The organism is Streptococcus intestinihominis, assembly GCF_046824975.1.
Lineage (GTDB): Bacteria > Bacillota > Bacilli > Lactobacillales > Streptococcaceae > Streptococcus.
On sequence record NZ_JBKQBL010000007.1, the window covers coordinates 54,685 to 56,345 of the forward strand.

Consider the following 1,661-nt stretch of genomic DNA (forward strand, 5'->3'; position numbering starts at 1 on the left):
TGACCCTTCGAAGAAAACTAGCTATGGTCTTTCAACAGTTTAATCTTTTCAGTCGCAAGACTGCTTTGGATAATGTCAAGGAAGGACTAATCGTCGTCAAAGGCTTACCCGACCAGGAAGCGACCAAGATTGCCAAAGAAGAACTCGCAAAAGTCGGTCTGTCGGACCGCGAAACCCATTATCCTCGTCATTTGTCCGGAGGGCAGAAGCAACGGGTAGCCTTGGCGCGAGCCCTAGCCATGAAGCCGGAAGTCCTCTTGTTGGATGAGCCAACTTCAGCCCTCGATCCGGAATTGGTCGGAGAGGTAGAAAAAGCCATCGCAGCAGCAGCTCAGGCAGGTCAAACCATGATTTTGGTTAGCCATGATATGAGCTTTGTTTCCCAGGTGGCAGACAAGGTCTTGTTCCTCGACAAGGGGAAAATTATTGAATCTGGCACTCCAGAAGAGATTATGAAATCTCCTAAAGAAGAGCGGACAAAAGAATTCTTTGCTAGTTACAAACGAACATTTGTTTGATATAATATATAAGAGCTCGAGTCTGGAACGCGATGTTTCAGACTCGGATTTTTCTTTGAGTAGGTGCCTCAGGAAAAGAGGATTATATGTAGTTCATTTTTCCGCATAGATAGAAGTTTCAAGTTGATTTAATAGTGAACGAAACGAATCGGCATCTCGTCCCCTCATTCCAATCTTGGATACTAAGGAGATCTTATGTTAAACCAATTGCTATCTCTCTATATCGAGAGCCTAATCATCACTTCAATTGGGGTGTTGGTTGCTTCAGCTATTTGGATAGGCTTGCGAGCAGCTCGTAAGACGGATAAAACAGCTAAGGAACGCCAGTTACACCTCTATGATATTTTATTAATTGATATTATGACAATTCCAGTCCTTACCTTTGCAGTCATTGGAGTTCTGTTTATTCTTCGAGCAAGATAATTGCAAAATGGTTCAATTGGAGTTAGAATCAAGATAGTTACAACAAAAGGAGAAGCTTATGTATGATACACTGATTATCGGTGCAGGACCTGCGGGTATGACTGCAGCCTTGTATGCAGCCCGTAGCAATCTCAAGGTTGCCTTGTTAGAAGCAGGAATTCCTGGCGGACAGATGAACAACACGTCTGACATTGAAAATTATCCAGGCTATGCCAACATCAGTGGTCCTGAATTGGCTGAAAAGATGTTCGAACCTCTAGAAGCTTTAGGAGTGGAACACTTGTTCGGCAGAGCTGAAAACATTGTGGATCAAGGAAACTACAAGGAGATTACGACAGATGATGGTCTCCTTCAAGCCAAGACCGTTATTATTGCGACTGGTTCTAACCATCGCTTGTTGGGAGTTCCAGGTGAAGAAGAATTAAATAGTCGTGGGGTTTCTTATTGCGCTGTCTGTGATGGCGCCTTCTTCCGAGATGAAGACCTCATGGTTGTTGGTGGAGGAGATTCTGCGGTTGAAGAGGCAATCTTCCTGACTCAGTTTGCTAAGTCTGTTACCATTGTTCATCGACGCGATGCCCTACGTGCCCAAAAAGTTCTTCAAGACCGAGCTTTTGCCAATGAAAAGATTCACTTTGCTTGGAATACAGTGGTCGAAGAGATCAAAGGGGACAACCGTGTGACCAGTCTGGTCTTAAAAGATGTTCAAACTGGTGAGGT

3 protein-coding genes are annotated in these 1,661 nt (G+C 44.2%); all 3 read left to right on the plus strand.

Annotated features, from left to right (window positions below; all coding sequences use genetic code 11):
- Window positions 1–518 (plus strand): amino acid ABC transporter ATP-binding protein (locus ACLOR3_RS09760; protein WP_412037188.1); only part of this gene is annotated, 518 nt, incomplete at its 5' end.
- A gap of 195 nt (window positions 519–713) precedes the next feature.
- On the plus strand, window positions 714–941 hold the full coding sequence (locus tag ACLOR3_RS09765) for a DUF4059 family protein (protein ID WP_006596860.1): 228 nt from the start codon (window positions 714–716) through the stop codon (window positions 939–941).
- Window positions 942–999: 58 nt separating this feature from the next.
- Window positions 1,000–1,661 (plus strand): NAD(P)/FAD-dependent oxidoreductase (locus tag ACLOR3_RS09770; RefSeq protein WP_412037189.1); only part of this gene is annotated, 662 nt, incomplete at its 3' end.